General features: G+C 73.9%; 20 protein-coding genes. 9 read left to right on the forward strand and 11 right to left on the reverse strand.

The window, feature by feature from the left end:
* Window positions 1-419 precede the first annotated feature (419 nt).
* Window positions 420-1,619, reverse strand: coding sequence for a 23S rRNA (adenine(2503)-C(2))-methyltransferase RlmN (gene rlmN, locus FHS87_RS11625; RefSeq protein ID WP_184518162.1), 1,200 nt, complete (start codon window positions 1,617-1,619; stop codon window positions 420-422).
* A gap of 10 nt (window positions 1,620-1,629) precedes the next feature.
* Window positions 1,630-2,229 carry an invasion associated locus B family protein gene (locus FHS87_RS11630; RefSeq protein WP_184518165.1) on the reverse strand — a complete coding sequence of 200 codons (600 nt, stop codon included), beginning with the start codon at window positions 2,227-2,229 and terminating at the stop codon, window positions 1,630-1,632.
* A 164-nt stretch (window positions 2,230-2,393) separates the two neighbouring features.
* Here FHS87_RS11630 and FHS87_RS11635 point away from each other — a divergent pair, with 164 nt between their 5' ends.
* Entirely contained in the window at window positions 2,394-2,765 is a 372-nt protein-coding gene (locus tag FHS87_RS11635) for an HPF/RaiA family ribosome-associated protein (protein ID WP_184518168.1), read from the forward strand.
* Window positions 2,766-2,840: 75 nt separating this feature from the next.
* Here FHS87_RS11635 and FHS87_RS11640 read toward each other — a convergent pair whose 3' ends face one another.
* The 3 genes from FHS87_RS11640 to hmpA are packed head-to-tail and all read right to left on the reverse strand — an operon-like array spanning window position 2,841 to window position 5,379.
* Window positions 2,841-3,920: an NAD(P)H-dependent flavin oxidoreductase gene (locus FHS87_RS11640; RefSeq protein WP_184518171.1), complete on the reverse strand. Its 1,080-nt coding sequence runs from the start codon at window positions 3,918-3,920 to the stop codon at window positions 2,841-2,843.
* Entirely contained in the window at window positions 3,917-4,171 is a 255-nt protein-coding gene (locus FHS87_RS11645; protein WP_184518174.1) for a hypothetical protein, read from the reverse strand. Before FHS87_RS11645 ends, FHS87_RS11640 begins: the two co-directional genes overlap by 4 nt.
* The gene (gene hmpA, locus FHS87_RS11650; RefSeq protein WP_184518177.1) at window positions 4,168-5,379 is read right to left on the reverse strand and encodes an NO-inducible flavohemoprotein; all 1,212 of its coding nucleotides are present in this window, start codon (window positions 5,377-5,379) and stop codon (window positions 4,168-4,170) included. The genes FHS87_RS11645 and hmpA overlap by 4 nt, the downstream gene beginning before the upstream one ends.
* A gap of 78 nt (window positions 5,380-5,457) precedes the next feature.
* Between hmpA and FHS87_RS11655 the strand changes: the two genes are divergently transcribed.
* Window positions 5,458-5,952: an RrF2 family transcriptional regulator gene (locus FHS87_RS11655; RefSeq protein ID WP_184518180.1), complete on the forward strand. Its 495-nt coding sequence runs from the start codon at window positions 5,458-5,460 to the stop codon at window positions 5,950-5,952.
* A 130-nt stretch (window positions 5,953-6,082) separates the two neighbouring features.
* Entirely contained in the window at window positions 6,083-6,958 is an 876-nt protein-coding gene (gene yghU / locus FHS87_RS11660) for a glutathione-dependent disulfide-bond oxidoreductase (RefSeq protein ID WP_184518183.1), read from the forward strand.
* An 85-nt stretch (window positions 6,959-7,043) separates the two neighbouring features.
* On the opposite strand, the gene FHS87_RS11665 is transcribed toward yghU, so the two are convergent.
* On the reverse strand, window positions 7,044-7,769 hold the full coding sequence (locus FHS87_RS11665; protein ID WP_246418330.1) for a Crp/Fnr family transcriptional regulator: 726 nt from the start codon (window positions 7,767-7,769) through the stop codon (window positions 7,044-7,046).
* Window positions 7,770-8,008: 239 nt separating this feature from the next.
* Here FHS87_RS11665 and FHS87_RS11670 point away from each other — a divergent pair, with 239 nt between their 5' ends.
* Window positions 8,009-9,154 (forward strand): HWE histidine kinase domain-containing protein, encoded by a 1,146-nt coding sequence (locus FHS87_RS11670; protein ID WP_246418331.1) that lies wholly within the window; start codon window positions 8,009-8,011, stop codon window positions 9,152-9,154.
* 114 nt (window positions 9,155-9,268) lie between these two features.
* Here the strand turns inward: FHS87_RS11670 and FHS87_RS11675 are convergent, their stop codons facing one another.
* Window positions 9,269-10,240 (reverse strand): TIGR03885 family FMN-dependent LLM class oxidoreductase, encoded by a 972-nt coding sequence (locus FHS87_RS11675; protein ID WP_184518189.1) that lies wholly within the window; start codon window positions 10,238-10,240, stop codon window positions 9,269-9,271.
* Between the two features lie 182 nt (window positions 10,241-10,422).
* On the opposite strand from FHS87_RS11675, the gene FHS87_RS11680 reads away from it, so the two are divergent.
* Together FHS87_RS11680 and FHS87_RS11685 are read left to right on the forward strand one after the other, a co-directional pair.
* On the forward strand, window positions 10,423-11,676 hold the full coding sequence (locus FHS87_RS11680) for a class I SAM-dependent methyltransferase (protein WP_184518192.1): 1,254 nt from the start codon (window positions 10,423-10,425) through the stop codon (window positions 11,674-11,676).
* Complete coding sequence (locus tag FHS87_RS11685) at window positions 11,673-12,203, forward strand: YdcF family protein (RefSeq protein ID WP_184518196.1); 531 nt, start codon at window positions 11,673-11,675, stop codon at window positions 12,201-12,203. The genes FHS87_RS11680 and FHS87_RS11685 overlap by 4 nt, the downstream gene beginning before the upstream one ends.
* Window positions 12,204-12,480: 277 nt before the next feature.
* Here the strand turns inward: FHS87_RS11685 and FHS87_RS11690 are convergent, their stop codons facing one another.
* Window positions 12,481-12,801, reverse strand: a complete 321-nt coding sequence (locus FHS87_RS11690; protein ID WP_184518198.1) for a TIGR02300 family protein — start codon at window positions 12,799-12,801, stop codon at window positions 12,481-12,483.
* 187 nt (window positions 12,802-12,988) lie between these two features.
* On the opposite strand from FHS87_RS11690, the gene aroA reads away from it, so the two are divergent.
* Both aroA and FHS87_RS11700 read left to right on the forward strand, forming a co-directional pair.
* Entirely contained in the window at window positions 12,989-14,329 is a 1,341-nt protein-coding gene (gene aroA / locus FHS87_RS11695) for a 3-phosphoshikimate 1-carboxyvinyltransferase (RefSeq protein WP_184518295.1), read from the forward strand.
* A gap of 3 nt (window positions 14,330-14,332) precedes the next feature.
* Window positions 14,333-15,007, forward strand: coding sequence for a (d)CMP kinase (locus tag FHS87_RS11700; RefSeq protein ID WP_184518200.1), 675 nt, complete (start codon window positions 14,333-14,335; stop codon window positions 15,005-15,007).
* 119 nt (window positions 15,008-15,126) lie between these two features.
* Here FHS87_RS11700 and FHS87_RS11705 read toward each other — a convergent pair whose 3' ends face one another.
* From FHS87_RS11705 to FHS87_RS11715, 3 genes are read right to left on the reverse strand one after another with little or no spacing between them, the layout of a single operon-like run.
* Entirely contained in the window at window positions 15,127-15,339 is a 213-nt protein-coding gene (locus FHS87_RS11705; protein WP_184518203.1) for a hypothetical protein, read from the reverse strand.
* A 3-nt stretch (window positions 15,340-15,342) separates the two neighbouring features.
* Window positions 15,343-15,663 carry a DUF1488 family protein gene (locus FHS87_RS11710; RefSeq protein ID WP_184518206.1) on the reverse strand — a complete coding sequence of 107 codons (321 nt, stop codon included), beginning with the start codon at window positions 15,661-15,663 and terminating at the stop codon, window positions 15,343-15,345.
* Window positions 15,660-15,806, reverse strand: a complete 147-nt coding sequence (locus tag FHS87_RS11715; protein ID WP_184518209.1) for a hypothetical protein — start codon at window positions 15,804-15,806, stop codon at window positions 15,660-15,662. Before FHS87_RS11715 ends, FHS87_RS11710 begins: the two co-directional genes overlap by 4 nt.
* 180 nt (window positions 15,807-15,986) lie before the next feature.
* Here FHS87_RS11715 and FHS87_RS24225 point away from each other — a divergent pair, with 180 nt between their 5' ends.
* Complete coding sequence (locus tag FHS87_RS24225) at window positions 15,987-16,109, forward strand: hypothetical protein (protein ID WP_281394351.1); 123 nt, start codon at window positions 15,987-15,989, stop codon at window positions 16,107-16,109.
* Window positions 16,110-16,409 lie beyond the last annotated feature (300 nt).

Below are 16,409 nucleotides of genomic sequence, written 5' to 3' on the forward strand. Positions count from 1 at the left end.
CGTAAATGCTGGATTAAGGGCCCCGTCCCGGCCGCGGCTCCCGCCGGCCCCTATCTCCGGTGCCAGGACCTGACGGGGGCCGGCCGTCCCGGCTCCTTGGCCGGTGCAGCGCGGCCGGGGTCCCCGCCTTCAGCGAGGGGGAGGTAGGCCACGCGATTGTCAGTGGACCAATGCCGGGAAATGCAACGAAAGCTGTTCCCGACAATTAAGAACAAACGGCAGCGGCGTGTTGCAGTAACCTGACGGGGAAGGGAGATCGTCTCAAAATGAGAACTATACCATTTTTTCTACGCGATCTCGCTCTCTGGCTTCGTGCGCCCCGCCATTCCCGTCCACTGTGGCGTGAGCGCTGGTAGCGAACACAAGGCTACATTGTATGGCCCTGCCCTTTCTCGCGGGAAGCGGGCGGCCGGGCCGCTTCAGGCAGCCGGGGCTGCCGTCTTCCGGGCGCGCTCGCTCTCGGTCTTGAGCTGGCCGCAGGCGGCCATGATGTCCTTGCCACGCGGGCGGCGGACGGGGGAGGAGAGGCCGGACTCGTTCAGGATGGCCGCGAAGCGCTCGATCCGGGCCCGCTTGGAGGTGGCGTAGGGGCTGCCGGGCCAGGGGTTGAAGGGGATGAGGTTCACCTTCGCCGGCAGGCCGTCGAGCAGGCGGACGAGTTCCCGCGCCTCGGCGTCCGAATCGTTCACCCCGTCGAGCATGACGTACTCGAAGGTGATGCGGCGCGCGTTGCTCGCGCCGGGATAGCGGCGGCAGGCCGCGATTAGCTCCGCGATCGGGTACTTGCGGTTCAGCGGCACGATCTCGTCGCGCAGCTCGTTCGTCACGGCGTGCAGCGAGACGGCGAGGTTCACGCCGAGTTCCGCCCCTGCCCGGTCCATCATCGGCACGACGCCGGAGGTGGAGAGGGTGATGCGGCGGCGGGAGAGGCCGATGCCCTCCCCGTCCATGGCGATCTTCAGCGCTGCGGCCACGGCCTCGTAGTTGTAGAGGGGCTCGCCCATGCCCATGACGACGATGTTCGAGAGCAGCCGCGTCTCCGACTGCGGGCTCGGCCACTCGCCGTAGCTGTCCCGCGCCGCCATGAACTGCCCGACGATCTCGCCGGCCGAGAGGTTGCGCACCAGGCGCTGCGTGCCGGTGTGGCAGAAGCGGCAGGAGAGGGTGCAGCCGACCTGGGTGGAGATGCAGACCGCGCCGCGGTCGTCATCGGGGATGTAGACGGTCTCCACCTGCTGGCCGTCCCGCATGCGGAGGAGCCATTTCCGCGTGCCGTCCGTGCTCGTCTGCTCCGTCGTCACGCCCGGGCGGCCGATGGTGAAGCGCTCGGCCAGCTTCGCCTGCATCGGCCTGGCGATGCTCGACATCTGCGCGAAGTCGCGCGCGCCCTGGTGGTAGATCCAGTGCCAGATCTGCTTCGCCCGGAACGGCTTCTCCCCGAACCCGACGACCGCCTCCGTCAGTTCCTCCCGCGTGAGGCCGACGAGGTCGCGCCGGCCCGATTCGTCCACCTGCGCCGGGGGCGCGAAGATCGCGGACTTGGCCAGGATGCGGGCGCGCTCGCCCTCGGTGAGGGTCTCGGCCGCAATGGGGGCCGCGCTGGGGAGGATGGCGTTCACGGGGTTCCGTTCAGCGGCGCGGCGCGGCGCCGGCGGGGCACTCGCGGGAGATCGCCTCGTAGGCGGCGGTGAAGCCGGCGAGGGGGAAGGTCTCGGTCGTGCTGCGGTTGTTGGCGGCCGGGCTCTTCGCCTCGGCCTCGCGGCCGCCGCGGAAGGCGGCAACGGCGGCGCGGCCGTCGCGGGCGAAGGCGTTGTCCCCGGCGGTGTAGAAGTCGAGCTCGCGGTTGCCGACATCGACCTTCACCTCCGCGTTGCGCGGGAAGGGGCGGCCGATCTTCAGCGCCACCTGGTCCCGCCCCTGCGGGCGGTGGGTGACGGTGAGCAGGGCGTTGTTGCGCCCCTCGATCCGGGTGAAGGCGTAGCAGACCTTGCCGCCGCTCTCCTGATGCGTCGCGGCCGTCCATTCCCCGAAGCTGCCCAGGCGCTGCGGGCCGTTCGAGGCCGCCGCGCCCTGGTTCTGGGCCTGGGCCGGCTGGTTCTGGGCGGCCTGGTTCTGGGCGGGCTGGGCGCGCTGCTGCGCGAGTGCCGGGGCGGCGGCGAGGGACGCCGCGGCGGCGCTGAGCGCTACGGCAGCGCACAGCGCTGCGGGGACGAGGGCATGGCGGATCATGGCCCGCAGATAGTCCTCACCCCGCCCCCGCTTCAACCGTTCTTGCCGCATGCCCGGCCCCCATTCGCCGGAAGGCAGGGGCATCATTCCGGAAGCCGGGCGAAAACGCACCGCGCCTCGCCGCGTTGATCCCCTCTATCGCCTGCAACGAGGAGGAGGACGCTATGGCAGCTCCGGACATCGACGCCACGGAACGCGAGGGCCGCATCATCGTCTCGGGTCACCAGACGGATGTGGGCGAGGCCCTGCGCTCCCACGCGACGGAGCAGGCGACGAGGCTCTCCGCGAAGTACTTCAACGGGGCGGAGGACATCACCATCACCTTCTCCCCCAACAGCAAGGGGGCGGGCTTCGGCTGCAATGTCCGGGTTCATGCCGGGCGCAACCTGTTCTTCGACGGCCATGGGGAGGACCCCCGCAACGCCTACACCGCCTTCTCCATGGCGCTGGAGCGGGTGGCGAAGCAGCTCCGCCGGCAGAAGCGCGCGCTGCGCGAGGACAAGCCGGTCAACGCGACGAAGGAGGGGCTGCTCTAGCCGCCCGCCCTTCCGAAGAGGCCGGACAGGAGGGCGGCGGACGCGAGGGCCAGGGGAGCCGGCACGGGCGGCGCCTCAGGCCTGTCCGGCCGGTGAGAGTCCCAGTGTCTCCGCCGCCAGCCTGCGGGTCAGTTCGCCCGCGGGCATCTCCCGCCCCAGCGCCGCCGTCTGGCCCGCCCAGAGGCTCATGAAGTCGCCCAGCCCGAGCGCCTCCGTGTGGCTCCGCAGCGGGGCCATCGAGCCACCAGCGCCCGGGAAGGCCGGGGCGAGGGGCGAGATCGGGCCGAGCTCCCGCATGGCGCGGTTCAGGATGCCGCGGGCCGGGCGGCCGGTGAAGATGTTGGTCAGGGCCGTCTCGTGCTCCCCCGCCCGGCGCAGCGCCTCGCGGTGGACGGGCGGCACCTTGGCCTCCGGCGTGAACAGGTAGGCGGTGCCGATCTGCACGGCCGAGGCCCCGAGGGCCAGGGCGGCGCGGATGCCCCGCGCGTCGCCGATGCCGCCCGCCGCGATCACCGGCACGCGCACGGCGTCGGCCACCTGCGGCACCAGGGCGAAGGTGCCGAGCTGCGACGTCATGCTCTCCGTCAGGAAGTTGCCGCGATGGCCGCCCGCCTCCAGCCCCATGGCGATCACGGCGTCGCAGCCCCGCTCCTCCAGCCAGCGCGCCTCGGCCACCGTGGTCGCGGAGGAGATGACGCGGGCGCCGGTGCGCCGCACGCGCTCCAGCAGGGAGGGCTCCGGCAGCCCGAAGTGGAAGCTGCACACCGCCGGGCGGACCTCCTCCACGACGGCGCAGAACGCCTCGTCGAAGGGCGCGCGGCCGCTGGCGGGCGGCGGCGCGTCGGGGTCCAGGCCGAATTCGAGGTAGTAGCGCTCCAGCGCCTTGTGCCAGGCCGCCGCGCGGGCCGGGTCCGGCTCCGGCGAGGCGTGGCAGAAGAAGTTGATGTTGAACGGCCGCGACGTGCGGGCCCTGACCCTCTGCACGGCCTCGCGCGCCCCCTCCGGCGTGTACTGGGCGCAGGCCAGCGAGCCGAGGCCGCCCGCCTCGCTCACCGCCGCGGCCATCTCGGGCGTCGTGGGCCCGGACATGGGGGCCTGGACGATGGGTAGCTCGATGCCGAACAGGTCCAGGATGCGGCGGTCCGTCCAGGTCATGCTGGGTTCCTTCGAGGCGACAGGCGGGAATCGAGGGCGGCGCCCGGGGCGAGCATGCCCGAGGCGGTGGGGAGCGATAGGGCAGGGCCCGCCCGGCTGTCGCGCGCCACGGCGGCCAGCCATGCCACCATGGGCGGACGGGCGATCCGCCCGGTCCCGCGGAGAGCGACGAGCAGGCCCGCGAGCCGCGCGGCGCAGCCGCCCTTCGCCGGCACCGCCCGGAGGTCGATGCCGGCGAAGGGCAGGATCACGCCGCCAGCAGCTCGTCCGCCGGCCCGAAGAACTCGTAGTGGATGCGCGAGGCCGGCACACCGAGCCGCGCGAGGCCGCCCGCGAAGATCCGCAGGAACTCGCGCGGGCCGCAGAGGTAGTACTCCGCCTCCCCGACCGGGGTGTTGGCGCGAAGCCAGTCCGGGGTGATCCGGCCGGCCAGGTCGTAGTCGCGCCCCTGCCGGTCCGCCGCGCCCGGGGCCTCGTAGAAGGTCGTGGTGGTGATCCGGCCGCCCGAGGCCGCGGCCAGGTCGCGCGCCTCCGCCCCCAGCGCGTGGGTGGCGCCGGAGAGGGTGCCGTGGACGAACTGCGCGGTCGCGCCGGGGCGGGCGGCGATGGCGTGCATCATGCTCACCAGCGGCGTCTGGCCCACCCCGCCGCTGAGCAGCACGACCGGGCCCTCGGGGCGGTCGGGCAGGAAGAACTCGCCCGCCGGCGCGGCGACCTTCAGCCGGGCGCCCGGCCCGACGGCATCGTGCAGCCAGTTCGAGGCGATGCCCTGCGGCTCGCGCTTCACGGTGATCCGGTAATGCGCGTCATCCGGCGCGGAGGAGATGCTGTAGTTCCGCTTCAGCGGCGGGCGGCCCGGGATTTCCAGCCAGAAGGTCAGGTACTGGCCGGGCCGGTGCCGCAGCACGGCGCCGCCATCGGCCGGGGCGAGGGTGAAGGAGGTGATGATCCCGCTCTCGGCCTTCTTCTCCGTGACGGTGAAGTCCCGCCAGCCGCTCCAGCCGCCGGGGGCGGTGGCGTGCTCGGCGTAGATCTGCTGTTCACGCCCGATCAGCACGTCCGCGAGGAACCAGTAGGCCTCTCCCCAGGCCGCCAGGATCTCGGGCGTCGCCGCCTCGCCCAGCACGTCCTCGATGGCGCCGAGCAGGGCCTCGGCCACGTAGGGGTAGTGCTCGGGCAGGATGTTCAGCCCGACATGCTTCTGCGCGATCCGCTCCACCGCAGCGGAGAGCACGCCGAGATTGTCGATGTTCCGGGCATAGGCGAGCACGGCGCCGGCCAGGGCCTTGGGCTGGGAGCCGGTCTCGCCGTGATGGGACTGGTTGAACAGGTCCCGGATCGACTCGTTCCGGAACATGCGCTCGTACATGCGGCGGGTGATGTCGAGGCCGTGGGCCTCCAGGGCCGGGACCGTGGCCTTCACCACCGAGATCGTGTGGTCGCTGAGCTGGCGGGGCATTCTTTGCCTCTGTAGGTGTACGAACGAGACACCTTATGAAGCCCTGGCGCGAAGATGTAAACGATCTACATCTTTTCCATGCGCCTCACCCTCCACACCGACTACGCCCTGCGCGCCCTGATCTATCTCGGCCTGCGCCGGGAACGCCGCGTCTCCATCCGGGAGATCGCCGAGGCGCACCGCATCTCGGAGAACCACCTGGTGAAGGTGGTGCACAATCTCGGCCGCGGCGGCTTCGTGGAGACGACGCGCGGGAAGGGGGGCGGGCTCCGCCTCGCCCGGCCGCCCGAGGAGATCCGGGTGGGCGATGTCGTGCGCTACGCCGAAGAGGACATGGCCCTCGTCGCCTGCTTCCAGCCGCCGGGCGAGGGCGGGGGCTGCGCGCTGATCGATGCCTGCCGGCTGCAATCCCTGCTGGGCGAGGCGCTGGGCGCCTTCATGGCCGTGCTCGACGCCCGCAGCCTGGCCGACCTGCTGGCCCCGCCCAGCCGCGAGGCCATGGCGGCGCGGCTCGGCCTCGCCCTTTCCCCTCCGCCCGATGGGGCGCCGCCGGTCGCCATGGCCGGCGGGTGACGCGCGGCCGCGCGGCTCGCGCCGGTCTGATGGGGGGCGCCCTCCCCAGCCCCGGCCGCCTCCTCTAGGCTCCGCCCCCTTATCCCGGGCCGCCCGCCGCGGACCGGACCGCAGCCCGGAAGGATCAGCAATGGCCGACGCGCCCGCCTACACGCCGCCGAAGGTCTGGACCCCGAACAAGGAGAGCGGCGGACGCTTCGCCAGCATCAACCGCCCGGTCTCCGGCCCCACGCATGAGAAGGAGCTGCCGGTCGGGCGGCACCCGCTCCAGCTCTACTCCCTCGCCACGCCCAACGGGCAGAAGGTGACGATCCTGCTGGAGGAGCTGCTCGCCCTCGGCCATGCGGGGGCGGAGTACGACGCCTGGCTCATCCGCATCGGCGAGGGGGACCAGTTCGGCAGCGGCTTCGTCGCGGCGAACCCGAACTCGAAGATCCCCGCGCTGGTGGACCGCAGCGGGGCGGAGCCCGTGCGCGTCTTCGAATCCGGCGCGATCCTCACCTATCTCGCGGAGAAGTTCGGCGCCTTCCTGCCCGCCGGCGGCGCGGCGCGGGCCGAGTGCCTGTCCTGGCTGTTCTGGCAGATGGGCAGCGCGCCCTATCTCGGCGGCGGCTTCGGCCATTTCTACGCCTACGCGCCGACGAAGATCGAGTACGCGATCGACCGCTTCGCCATGGAGACGAAGCGCCTGCTCGACGTGCTCGACAAGCGCCTGGGGGAGAGCGAGTACGTGGCGGGGCCGGACTACACGATCGCGGACATGGCGATCTGGCCCTGGTACGGCGGGCTGGCCAAGGGCTGGCTCTACGACGCCGCCGAGTTCCTCTCGGTGCAGGATTACAGGAACGTGCAGCGCTGGGCCGATGCGGTATACGCGCGGCCCGCGGTGAAGCGCGGGCGCATGGTCAACCGCGTCTCCGGCGACCCCGCGAGCCAGCTCCACGAGCGGCATGAGGCAGGCGACTTCGAGACGAGGACGCAGGACAAGCTCGCCCCGCCAGGGTGAGCACCCCGGGGTGAAGTCCCCGGGTGAGCACCCGGGGTGAAGTTCCCGGGGTGAGCCCGCCCGGGCGCGGCCCGGGCGCGCCCTTCTACCCCCGCGGGGCCCCGAGCAGCTTCTCGAACTGGTGGCGGACGGTGCCGTAGCACTCGCAGGCCGCCCCCTCGAGCCCCTCGCGGTCCATGATCCTCATCTGGCCCTGGCCGTAGCGGATGAGCCCGGCCTGCTGGAACAGCCGCGCCGCGAGGGTCACTCCGGGGCGGTGGACGCAGAGCATCATGGCCAGGAATTCCTGGGTCATCGGGAACTCGTCGCCCTCCGCCCGGTCATGCGCGATCAGCAGCCAGCGCGCGAGGCGCTGGTCCAGCGCGTGATTGCCGTTGCAGGCCGCCGTCTGAGCCACCTGCTGCTGGAAGGCCAGGGTGTAGCGGAGCAGGAGCGTCCTGAGGGCCGGGATCTCGTCCAGGGCACGCCGGAACGCGCCCGCCTCCAGCTTCAGCACCGTGCCGGGGCACTGGACCATGGCCTCCACGCTGCTGGTGTCGCTGCCGAGCAGGAGCGGCAGGCCGACCATGCCCTCGCTGCCGACCACCCCGACCTCCGCCGATCGTCCGTCAGCGAGGAGGGCCAGCATCGAGACCCAGCCGGTCTCGGGGAAGTAGACGGCCGTGATCGGCTCGTCCGGCGCCTGGAGGATCTGGCGCACCGGAAAGTCGAACGGCTCGAGCTGCGGCCGGAGGTGGGCAAGGTCCTCGGGCGGCAGGGCGGCGAGCAGGCGGTTGCGCGGCGCCGTGATGGCGGATTGCGGATAGGCCAAGGAAGGCTCCCGGACATGATGTCGGCGGGAGCACAAGGATCTCTCAGCCGCCCGCGCCGAAAACCGCGGCGGGCGATATGCATCATCTGGGGCCGCGCGAGCGCGCGTACAACACGACATCGTGCATGCCGGTGATGCGGGGAGGCGCGCGGCCGCCACCCGCCTGTACGGGACCCGACAGCATGGCCGGGCGGCCTCGGCCAGAAGGCCTGCTTTCACCGAGAGGTCAGGAAGCGGCCATGTCATCCGAGGCCCGGTGCCGCCCTGGACAGGGTGGCGACAGCACCGACTTCCCGGACCGCCCCGGACCCCCCATGGCGCGGCCGGACGGCGCGGCGGAGGGCTGCGGTCCGACCGGCGCGGAGCGGCGGATCGCGGAGCTGGAGGCGGAGAACGGGGCGCTGCGGGCCGAGGCCGAGCGGCTCCGGCGCGTGATGGACAGCGCCACGGACCACGCCATCATCCCCCTCAACCTCGAGGGCAGGATCACCGGCTGGAACGAGGGCGCCCGCGCCATCCTCGGCTACGGCGATGCCGAGATCCTGGGCCGCTCGGGCGAGGTGTTCTTCCCCGCCGAGGACCGGGACAGGGGCGTGTTCGTGCAGGAGCTGTGCCTCGCCCTGGAGAATGGCCGCGCGCCCAACGAGCGCTGGCACCTCCGGCGCGACGGCAGCCGCTTCTGGGCCAGCGGGGCGATGCTGCCGCTGCTGGACGAGGAGGGGCAGCCGGCGGGCTTCCTCAACATCATGCGGGACAACACCGAGGCCCGCGCCGAGGAGGAGCGCCGGGCGTTGCTGCTGGCCGAGATGGGCCACCGGGTGAAGAACACCCTCGCCACGGCCCAGGCGGTCGCCCTCCAGACGCTGCACCGCGCCGGCGTGCCGCCCGGCGTCCAGGCGGCCTTCACCGACCGGCTGATCTGCCTCGCGCGCTCCCACGACCTGCTGCTGCGCGGCGGGTGGGAAGGCGCGGCGCTGGCCGATGTCGTGGAGCGGGCGCTGTCGCCCTATGTCGATGGCGACCGGGCGCGGCTGGGCGGCCCGCCCGTGCGGCTGCCGGCGCATGCGGTGGAGATCCTCGGCCTCGCCTTCCACGAGCTGGCCACCAACGCCGCCAAGTACGGCGCCCTCTCCGTGGCGGAGGGACGGGTGGAGGTCGAGTGGAGCCTGCGGCGGGGCAGGAGCGGCACCCGGCTCGTGGAGATCGGCTGGCGCGAGAGCGGCGGGCCGCCCGTGGCGCCGCCCGCGAGCCGGGGCTTCGGCTCGCGGCTGCTGGAGCGGGGGCTGACGCATGACTTCGGCGGCACGGTGAAGCTCGACTTTCGCCCCGAGGGCCTGGAATGCCGCATCTGCCTGCCGATCGCGCCGGGCAAGGACGGGGGCTGAGGCGGGGAGCGCGGGGCGGAGTGGGGGCTGGCCCGGCCATCGCCGGGCGGCTTCTCCCCGGACCGGTGCCGTCGGTTCGGGGCGGGGCCGCTGCCCGCCCCGCCGGCGGGCGCCTCAACCCCGGAGTTGCGGCAGGACGCGCTCCCCGCAGGCCGCGATGAAGGCGCGCTGGTCGCCGCCGACCTGATGCAGGTCGATGCTCTCGAAGCCGAGCGCGGCGAGGGCGGCAATCCGGTCCGCCACCTCCGCCGGGTCGGCCGAGACGAGCACGGCCCCGCGCATGTCCTCCGGCCTGACGAAGCGGGCGGCGGCCTCGAACTGCGCGGGGGTGCGCAGTTCCCAGTTCACGTCGCCGCCGAGAAGGTTGAAGCGCCAGCCCTCATGGGCCTGACGCAGCGCCTCCTCCTCCGTGCGCGCGAGGCACAGGTCGGCCTTGAGGTAGATCGGCTTCCCCTCGCCGCCGCCGCGCCGGAAGGCCTCGACCGTGCGCGCGAGCGTCCCGGGATCGGTGCCGACGGTGAGCAAGCCGTCCGCCCAGCTTCCGAGCCATTCCGCCGTCCTCTCGCTCGTCGCGGCGCCGACGAGGCGGGTGGGCTGTTCCGGGCGCGACCAGATGCGGGCGTTCACCACGCTCACCCGGCCATGATGCGTGACCGTCTCCCCCGCCAGCAGGGCGCGCATGATCTCGGCCCCCTCGCGCAGCCGGGCGTTGCGCTCCTCCTTCTCGGGCCAGGGCCCGCCCGTCACGGCCTCGTTCATCGCCTGGCCGCTGCCGAGGGCGATCCAGGGCAGGCGGCCCGGGAACATCTGCCCAAGCGTGGCGACGGCCTGCGCCAGCACCGCCGGGCTGTAGCGCCAGCCGCCGGGCACGCTGATGGCGCCGAAGCGCAGCCGCGCCGCGCTCGCCATGGCGGCGCCGAGCCAGGCCCAGGCGAAGCCGGACTGCCCCTGGGAGGGGGACCAGGGCTGGAGGTGGTCGGAGGAGAAGGCGGCGTCGAAGCCGGCGGCCTCGGCCTCCCGGACGAGGGAGAGGAGGTCGCGCGGGGAGAACTGCTCGTGCGAGACGTGGTAGCTGAAAAGGGTCATGGGCTTCCCCTGCTGCGCCCCGGCCGGCGCTGCCGGGCCGCGAAGGGCTGAGCGTCTGTCACGCCGCGGCGTTGCCCGCACCAGCCTATGAGGGGGCCGCGCGCCGGGCGCGGCACGCGGCGCGCGGGGAAGGCGGCGATGCCCGCTTCCGCTCACCGCCCGCTCCCCCTATTCCCCCGCCCATGTCCGACGCGACCGACGCCCAGCTCGCCGCCCAGTACGAGGCGCTTCCCTATCCCGCCCGCGACCCGCGGGACGAGGCGAAGCGGCTGGTGGTGGGCAGCCCCTCGCACCTGCTGGAGGTGGACCACTGGGTCTTCGGGGCGAGGCGCCCGGCCTCGGAGCCGCTGCGCGCGCTGGTGGCCGGGGGCGGCACGGGGGACGGGGCGATCATGCTCGCCCAGCAGTTGGCGTGGGCCGGGCGGCCGGGCGAGGTGGTCTGGCTGGACCGCTCCGGCGCCGCGCGCCGCGTGGCCGAGGCGCGGGCGGCGGCGCGGGGACTGGGGAACATCCGCTTCGTCGAGGGCTCGATCCTCGACCTCCCGGAGATCGGGAAGTTCGACTACGTCGATTGCTGCGGCGTGCTGCACCACCTGCCGGACCCGCTGGCCGGGCTGCGGAGCCTCTCCTCCGTGCTGGCGCCGGGGGGCGGCATGGGGATCATGGTCTATGCCCCGCACGGGCGGACGGGCGTCTACATGCTGCAGGACGCGCTGCGGCTGATCGCCCCGGTGGAGGAGCCGCCGGCCGCGCGGGTGGACCTGGCCAAGCGCGTGATGCGCCACCTGCCCGAGACCGCCTGGCTGCGGAAGAACCCCTGGATCACCGACCACCTTCCCCTGCCGCAGGGGGGCGGCGATCCCGGCCTCTACGACCTCCTGCTGAACCCGCGCGACGTCTCCTTCACCGTGCCGCAGCTCGACGCGCTGGTGCGGGATGCCGGGATGCGGATCACCCTTCTCGTCGAGCCCGTGCGCTACGACCCCGACCCCCTGCTGCCCGACCCCCGGCTGCGCGCGCGCACGGCCGCCATGGGCATGGTCGAGCGCGCCGCCCTGGCCGAGGCGCTGGCGGGGAACATGGGCATCCACATCGCCTATCTCTCCCGCGCGGAGGAGCCCGCCCCGCGCGCCGACTGGGAGGACCCGGACGCCGTGCCCGTGCTGCGCGGGGGCGACGGCGCGACCTGGGCGAAGGGCATCCGGGGCGGCAGCCTGCCGATCACCTATGACGGGCTGAGGATCGCGGTGCCCGTGCCGCCGCTCGCCGCCGCCATCCTCACCCGCATCGACGGGGTGCGGACGCTCGCCGAGATCGCGCGGGCGGTGGAGGAGGGCGGGGCCGCCCCCGCCGCCGTGGCGCGGGACATGGCGGCGCTGCGCGCGGCGATGGAGCCGGTGAACCGCCTCCTCCTCTCCGCTCCCCGCGCCCGATGAGCGGCGCCTCCCGCCCCCCGTCCCGCCCGGCCATCGTCATCTTCGGCGCCGCCGTGCGCCCGGACAGCCGCCCGAGCGAGACGATGCGCCGGCGCGTGACGGCCGCGGTGGAGCTGGGGGAGATGCTGGGCGGGAACGCGCTCTTCGTGCCCACGGGCGGGGAGGGAAGGCACGGGCCGGCGGAATCGGCCGTGATGGCGAAGCTGCTGCGGGACTGGGGGATCGATCCCGACCGCATCCTGGAGGAGCCGACGGGCACCGACACCCTCTCCTCCGCCCGCGCCGTGGCCGCGCTGCTGCGGGGATGGGAGGGGCGGGTCCACCCGGTCTCCTCGGGCTACCACCTGCCGCGCTGCGGGCTGCTGCTGCGGCTCATGGGGCTGCGGCTCGGGCGCGGGCGCGCGGCCCATGCCGGGCCCGGCTTCGCCGAGTGGCGCTGGCGGCTGCGGGAGATGCCCGCGCTGCCCTATGACGCGGCGCTCGCCCTGTGGCACCGGGCGCGGGGGCGGCGGCGGCCCCAGGGGTGAGGCGTTGCCTCCCCCTGACCCCCCTACACCGGGGAGCCAGCGGGCTCCCCGGACCCCGCGTCGGGGCTGCCGCGGATACGATGATCGAAGGGTAGACTCTGGGCAGCACGGGCTGCGGTGACAGTCGCCTGAGATCACGGACCTCAGGCGCGCTGCCAGCGTAACCGCCGAACAGATGGTGGGGTCCGGGGAGCCTCCAGGCTCCCCGGTGGAGGGGCAGGGGGAGGCGTCGCCTCCCCCGGGGCAACCCGCGCCGCGCGTGGCGCGGGAGAGGGCCTCAGCTCTCCTCGTCTTCCCCGGTCTCGACGCCGATCTCCTCGCCGAGATCCTCGTCCTCGTCCAGGTCGTCCGTGTCCTCCGCCACGTCGGCGTCGGCGTCGTCCACCTCAACCTCATCCGTGTCGGCGCCCTCCACCGCGGCGGGGCGCTTGCGGACCTTCTCCTCCGGCAGCGGGGCGGCCGCGCGGCGGGCGCGGGGCTGCTCGGCGGGCTGCTCGGTGCCGCATTTCGGGCAGACGGCAGGGTTCTTGGTCAGGTCGTAGAAGCGGGCACCGCAGGCGACGCAGGTCCGCTTGAGGCCGAGTTCGGCAAGGGCCATCAGGGAAGCCTCGAAGGGGTCCGGGCGGGCCGCGGACCGGGGGTGTGCGAAAGGGCGGCGCCGATTGCCATGGGGGGCGGGGCGTGTCAAACGCCGCGGCACCTCTTTCCTGACGCAAGGGCTGCCGATGCCCCATCTCCCCGCGCCGACGGCGCCCCATCCGGGCGCGGCGCCCGCGCCGGCCCCCATGCGCTCCGCCGCGCCGGGCCGGGGCCTGAAGGGGCGGATCGGCGTTCCCGGCGACAAGTCCGTCTCCCACCGCGCGCTGATGTTCGGGGCGCTCGCGGTCGGCACCACCGAGATCACGGGGCTGCTGGAGGGGGAGGACGTGCTCCGCACCGCCGCCGCCATGCGGGCGCTCGGCGCCGAGGTGGAGCGGCTGGGGGAGGGCCACTGGCGCGTCGCGGGCCGCGGCGTGGGCGGGCTGGTCGAGCCGGCCGACGTGCTGGACATGGGCAATTCCGGCACCGCCGCGCGGCTGATCTGCGGCCTCCTGGCCGGGCACCCCCTCTTCGCCGTGCTGACGGGCGACGCCTCCCTCCGGCGCCGCCCGATGCGGCGGGTGACGGAGCCGCTGCTGGCGACCGGCGCGCGCTTCACCGGCCGCGCGGGCGGGCGCCTGCCGCTGGCGGTGGAGGGGGCGGCCGAGCCCATGCCGCTCGACTACGAGGTTCCCGTGCCCTCCGCCCAGGTGAAGTCGGCCCTGCTGCTGGCCGGGCTCTGCGCCCGCGGCACCACGCGGGTGACCGAGCGCGAGGCGACCCGCGACCACACGGAGAACATGCTGCGCCATTTCGGCGCGACCGTGCGCGTGGCGGCAGAGGGCAACCGCCGGGTGATCGAGCTGGAGGGGCAGCCGGAGCTGCGCGCCGCCCCCGTGGCCGTGCCCGCCGACCCGTCCTCGGCCGCCTTCCCGCTCGTGGCCGCCCTCCTCGTGCCGGGATCGGAGGTGACGGTGGCGGGCGTCGGGCTGAACCCCCTCCGCACCGGGCTGTTCGACACGCTGCGCGAGATGGGGGGCGGCCTCTCCGTCACGAATGCGCGGGTGGAGGGCGGGGAGCCCGTGGGGGACCTCACGGCCAGCTTCTCCGCCCTGCGAGGGGTGGACGTGCCGGCCTCACGCGCGCCCTCCATGATCGACGAGTATCCCGTGCTGGCGGTGGCCGCCGCCTTCGCGCGCGGGACCAGCCGCTTCCGGGGCCTGGCGGAGTTGCGGGTGAAGGAGAGCGACCGGCTGGCCGCGACCGTCGCCCTGCTCGCCGCGAACGGCGTGCGGGCGGAGGTGGAGGGCGACGACCTCATCATCGCGCGCGACGGCGCCCCCGCCCCCGGCGGCGGGACGGTGGAGACCCATATGGACCACCGCATCGCCATGTCGGCCCTGGTGATGGGGCTGGCCTCGACGCGGCCGGTGGCAGTTGACGACACCGGCTTCATCGACACCTCCTTCCCCGGCTTCACCGGCCTGATGAACGGGCTGGCCGGCGGGCCGGCCATCGCCGCGCCGCCGTCAGGGTTGAGGGAGTAGGGCATGAGCGAGAGCGCCCCCGGAGCCACCCCACCCGAGGGGCTGACCGAGCCCGTCGTCATCGCGGTGGACGGGCCGGCGGCCGCGGGCAAGGGCACGCTGGCCCGGCGCCTCGCGGCCGAGCTGGGCCTGCCCTATCTCGACACCGGCCTGCTCTACCGCGCCGTCGCCCGCCGCGTGCTGCTGGAGGGCGGCCTGCCGACCGACCCCGCCGCCGCCGAGGCCGCCGCCCGCGCCCTCACCCCCGCCGACCTGGAGCGCACCGACCTCCGCGGCCCCGATGTGGACCAGGGCGCGAGCCAGGTGGCCGCCCAGCCCGCCGTGCGCGCGGCGCTGCTCGACTTCCAGCGCGGCTTCGCCGCCCGCCACGGCGGAGTGATGGACGGGCGCGACATCGGCACGGTGGTCTGCCCCGATGCCCGGGTGAAGCTCTTCGTCACCGCCTCGCCCGAGGCCCGCGCCCGCCGCCGCTGGCTGGAGCGGCAGGCGCGCGGCGAGGCGATCCCGCTGGAGGAGGTGGCGGCCGAGATGGCCGTGCGCGACGCCCGCGACGCCGCCCGCGACGTGGCCCCCATGCGCCCGGCCGAGGACGCGGCCCTGCTGGACACGACGGCGCTGGACGCGGAGGCGGCCTTCGGGGAGGCGATGACGCTCGTGCAGGCGAAGCTGGGGGTCTAGAGCGGTTTCCGTTCGCCGTGGCTCACGGCAACCGCTCTAGCATGTTGTCTGAAAAGCCGATTCACCCATCCCGGTGATCCCACCGGAACGGGATCGGCTCTAGGGCCTGCCCGCCCCCTCTAGCCCGGCAGGTCCCCGGGGCTTTCCTCGGCCGGGTGGCCTTCCTCCCGCAGGTCCCTGCGGATGCGCCGGAGCTGGTCCGCCACGAGGCTCAGGGCGAGGTTGGCCCGCTCGGGATTCCCCTCGTGCAGGGCGTGGCGGCACTCGTCGAGCGGCCCGGAGAGCACGTCGAGGATGGCGTCCGCCGCCCGGCTCGCTGCGTCATGCGCCATGGTTCAGGACGGAACCCCTGGGGCCGCGGCCTGGACGGGCGCCATCGGCTCCTCCTCCAGGTCGCTGGACCAGATGTGGAGCACCCCGGTCACGGCCGAGCGGGAGCGGAGCTTCTGGAGGGCGGCGAGCATGATCCGGTCCTGCATATGGACGAACTGTGCCAGCAGCGCGCCGGGGAGACCCGTCCGGCACCCGCTCGCATCCTGGATGGCCGCCCGGGAGACCGAGCACGCGACGGCCTCGCCCTGGTTCTCGACCTCGAACAGCACGCAGCCCTGGCCCGAGCGCGGCGCGGCGAGGATGATCTTGCCTGCCTCGGTCACGGCGTCATCAGGCCAGCGAGGATGAGCACCGCGAGCGCACCGCCCAGCAGGCCGAGCACCGGCAGCGTGTTCACGGCGAAGGCACGCTTCGCGGCGCGCAGCCAGTGGAGGATCGGTATGGCGGCCTGTGACGTCTGGAACATCGATCAACCTAGCACGCGCCGGGCCAGCGCGGGCGCATGTTGGACGCACGTTACCGGCATGAGGCGCCGGGCATGGAGCGGGGAGCCGCGCCCGGTCGCGCTTTCGTGCCTTGTCATGCTGCAGTGCAGCACAACCTGTCCGGACGGGATTGGGGAGGATCAACAGTGAGGATCCAACCCATGTTCGAAGCCGTCTTCCTCTCCTCCATCGCCCTGCTCGCCGTCGCCCAGGTCGCGACCCGCCGTGCCCTGGACAGGTCGCCCGGTCTGTCCCGCATGCTCCATCGAGCCCCGGCGGAGTGAGCCCGGGGGCCTCCCCGGCCTCAGCATCCCAGGTTCCGTCGGGCGCGCGGGCGGGCGCGCGGGCGATCGTGGCCGCCGGGGCGCGCCGCGGCCCTGGCGCCCCCGGGCCCACGCGGCCCTTGCGATTTCCCGCCTCCCCGGGATAAAAGCACCCTCGCGGCCGGGGGTTCTGCTCCCGGCCGCGCACCCGTATCAGGGGTGCATCCCCCATGGGCCCGGGCATCCCGGGCAAGACGTGCCATCCCGGCCAGCCAGGACACCTCGGAAGAGGGGGCGGCCCGGCGGATGGGGCGCAGACCC

This window comes from Muricoccus pecuniae (assembly GCF_014199205.1).
GTDB classification, from domain to species: domain Bacteria; phylum Pseudomonadota; class Alphaproteobacteria; order Acetobacterales; family Acetobacteraceae; genus Roseomonas; species Roseomonas pecuniae.